At 73.8% G+C, this 3568-nt stretch carries 3 protein-coding genes; all 3 read right to left on the bottom strand.

Annotated features, from left to right (window positions below):
- Nucleotides 1-40 precede the first annotated feature (40 nt).
- Nucleotides 41-604, bottom strand: coding sequence for an EF-hand domain-containing protein (locus ACFU7Z_RS37690; protein WP_049649817.1), 564 nt, complete (start codon nt 602-604; stop codon nt 41-43).
- A gap of 136 nt (nt 605-740) precedes the next feature.
- A complete protein-coding gene (locus ACFU7Z_RS37685) occupies nt 741-2456 on the bottom strand; it encodes a dipeptide ABC transporter ATP-binding protein (RefSeq protein ID WP_380782609.1) in 1716 nt (571 codons plus the stop codon).
- A gap of 14 nt (nt 2457-2470) precedes the next feature.
- On the bottom strand, nt 2471-3463 hold the full coding sequence (locus tag ACFU7Z_RS37680; RefSeq protein ID WP_049649815.1) for an ABC transporter permease: 993 nt from the start codon (nt 3461-3463) through the stop codon (nt 2471-2473).
- Nucleotides 3464-3568 lie beyond the last annotated feature (105 nt).

Raw genomic sequence — 3568 nt, 5'->3', positions numbered from 1 at the left:
GCTTCCGGCTCGCGGGGGCGGACCACCGAGGACGTACGGCTCAGAAGGCGTACGGCGGTTTGCCCGTCCACCAGTTGCCGGGCGCGTCCGGGTCGCGGCTGGTCCAGAACTCGACGATCGCGTTGGTGAACTCGGCCGCGGAGAGCACGCCGTCGCCGTCGGTGTCGAGGTGGCGGAAGGCCTCGTCGGCGTCGTCGCGGGACAGGCCGGCGAAGTGGCCGCGCTGGAAGACGAAGAACTCGCCGGCGTCCACCGTCCCGCTGCGGTCGGCGTCGGCGACGGAGAGGAAGGCCCCGGCGAGCGCGCCGAGGATCTCCTGGGCGGCCTCCGGGTCGTCGGCGAGCGAGCCGGTCGAGGCGACGAACTGCTGCCGGGTGATCGCCTCGGTGCCGGCGGGCAGCCGGGCGAGGTGCAGGTCGTGCCAGGTCGTCAGGTAGGCCCGGACTATCACGGCCTCCGCCTCGGAGCCCTCCTGGTGGCCGAGCGAGCGGGCCACCGAGAGGCCCATCAGGACGTGGTCCCGCTCGGTGAGCAGCCCGTCGCCGTCGGCGTCGAGGTGATCGAAGCCGTGATTGATCTTTGCGATGAGCAGGTCGTCCGACAAAAGTGCCCCCTCGATTGGTGATTCCTTGCCCGGGTCTCCTACGTCACATCGCCTGCACGCTAGCGCCTCGAACCGGACCGGCGCAGCCGAACGACCTGCTGCTTCACCCGCCGGGCCTCGATGATCATCGGTCACCTCAGTGCACCGCCGCCAGCAGTTCCCTCGTGTACTCGGTGTGCGGCGCCGCGAACAGCTGGTCCCGGTCGGTGGACTCGACCAGCCGTCCCCGGTGCATCACCGCCACCCGATCGCAGAAGTGCCGGACCACCGCGAGGTCGTGGGAGACGAACAGGAAGGCGACAGCGAGCCGTTCGCGCAGCTCCATCAGCAGGTTGAGCACCTGGGCCTGCACCGACACGTCGAGCGCGGAGACCGGCTCGTCGGCGATGATCAGGCGCGGCTGCGGGGCCAGCGCGCGGGCGATGCCGATCCGCTGGCGCTGCCCGCCGGAGAACTCGTGCGGGTAGCGGTCCAGGTGCCGGGCCTCCAGGCCGACCTGCTCCAGCAACTCGGCGGAACGCTCCCGCCGTTCGGCCCGGTCCAGCGGGGTGTGCAGGCGCAGCGGGGTGTCCAGGGTCTGGGCGACGGTCCGGCGCGGGTTGAGCGAGGCGTACGGGTCCTGGAAGACCAGCTGGATCTCCCGGCTGAGCCGCTTCCGCAGCTCCCGGTCCGGCCGGGTGACGTCCTGGCCGTCGTACAGCACCCTGCCGCCGGTGGGGCGTTGCAGCCCGGCCAGGACCCGTGAGGTGGTGGACTTGCCGGAGCCGGACTCGCCGACCAGCCCGAGCGTCTCGCCGGGCGCGATCCGCAGGCCGACGCCCTCGACCGCCCGGACCGGTTCGGCCCGCAGGCCGGGGAAGCGCCGGCGTCCGGGGAAGCGCACGGACAGGTCGTCCACCTCGACCAGCCACCGCTCGGGGCGCTCGACGGTCCGCGGCCGGAACGTCCGCGACGGGGCCGGCTCGTCGACCGTCGGCAGGGCGGTGCCCGGCACCGAGTCCAGCCGGAGCGCCGCGCCCACCAGCGCCCGGGTGTACGGCTCGCGTGGTGCGGCCAGCAGTTCGGCGGTCGGCGCGGACTCGACCTCGACCCCGCCGCGCAGCACCAGCGTGCGGTCCGTCGTCCCGGCGACCACGCCCAGGTCGTGGCTGACCAGCAGCACCGCCGTCCCGTGCTCGCGCTGCAACTCGCCGAGCAGGTCGAGGACCTGCCGCTGGACGCGGGCGTCCAGGGCGGTGGTCGGCTCGTCCGCGATGAGCAGCCTGGGGTCGTTCATCAGCGCCATCGCGATCATCACGCGCTGGCGCATGCCGCCGGAGAACTGGTGCGGGTAGTCGCGCGTCCGGGCCGTCGGGATGCCGACCCGGTCGAGCATCTCGGCCGCCCGCCGGCCCGCCTCGGCCCGGCCCGTGCCCGGGTGGTGCAGCCGGTACATCTCGGCGAGCTGGGCGCCCACGCCGTGGAAGGGGCTGAGCGAGGTGAGCGCGTCCTGGAAGACCAGCGCCGCCTTTCCGCCCCGCACCCCGCGCAGCGCGGACTCCTCGGTGCCGACGACCTCCTGCCCGTCGAGCCGGATCGAGCCGGTGACGGTGGTGGTGCGCGGGTCGTGCAGGCCGAGGACGGCGAGCCCGACGGTCGACTTGCCGGAGCCCGACTCGCCGACCAGGCCCAGGACTTCACCCGGGGCGAGGTCGAAGGAGAGGCCCTGGACGGCGGTCACCGGCGCACCGCCGCGCGGGTCGGCGAAGGCGACGGTCAGATCGCGGACGCTCAGCACCGGCTCGACGGTCTCCGCCGCCGTGCTCTCCACCTCTGCGGTCCGCACGCCGGCCCCCGGAACAGTGGAATTCATCGAAGGGCTCCCCATCAGTTCAGCCGGACACGCGGGTCGAGCCAGGCGACCGCGAGGTCGGCCAGCGCGACGAACAGCACCATGAAGCAGGCGGCCAGCAGCACCGCGCCGACCACGGCGGGCAGGTCCTGCCCGGCGACGGCCTCGGCGGCGAACCGCCCGACCCCGTTCAGCCCGAACACCGTCTCGGTGATCACGGCTCCGCCGAGCAGCACCCCGGCCTCCAGCCCGATCAGCTGCACCAGCGGTCCGGCGGCGCCGCGCGAGGTGTACTTGAGGTGGGCGCGCAGCCGTCCCAGGCCCTTGCCGCGGGCCGTGCGGACGTACTCCTCGTTCATCGTCTCCAGCAGCTGCGAGCGCGAAAGCCGGGCGAACACCGCGGAGTTGACGAAGCCGAGGACGAACCAGGGGAGCAGCATCCCGCCCGCCCAGGCGGCCAGGTCGTCGGCCGGCGGGGTGTAGGAGGGCAGCGGCAGCAGCCCGGTGGAGTAGACCAGCAGCCACTGCGCGACGTACCCGAGGAAGTAGATCTGCAGGCTGGCGCCGACCAGGGTGAAGCCGGACAGCAGCCGGTCGGTCCGCCGCCCGTGCCGCAGCGCGGAGACGAAGCCGGTGCCGAGGCCGAACACCAGCAGGACGGCGAGCGCCCCGGCGGTCAGCGAGAGGGTGACCGGCAGGTGGTCGGCGAGGGCCTCGCTGACCGGCTGGTGCAGCCGGTAGGAGTAGCCGAGGCAGGGGGCGTCGCAGTGGATGGTCGAGCCGTCCACGTCGCCGATGTCCCGCCCGGCGACGACCCCGGCCAGGTAGTCGGTGTACTGGGTGAGCAGCGGCTGGTCCAGGCCCATGCTCTGGCGCACCGCCGCGACCTGCCCGCTGTCGCAGCGCGGGCCGCAGGCGGCGCGGGCCGGGTCGGCGGGCGCGGCGTAGAAGAGGGCGAAGGCGGCGGCGGAGACCGCGACCAGGACCGCGAGGGCCTGGGCGGTCCGCCGCAGGACGAAGGAGAGCATGGCCGATCCGGGGTCGACGTGACGGGGGAGGCGTGCAAAACGGAGGCGGAACGGAGACGGAACCGGAGGCGGAACCGGGGCCCGCCCCCGCCACCGCGCACGGGC

The organism is Kitasatospora sp. NPDC057518 (assembly GCF_042802075.1).
Classification (GTDB): Bacteria; Actinomycetota; Actinomycetes; order Streptomycetales; family Streptomycetaceae; genus Kitasatospora.
The sequence above is the reverse complement of the archived record's forward strand: the minus strand, read 5'-3'. Positions and strand labels throughout refer to the sequence as shown.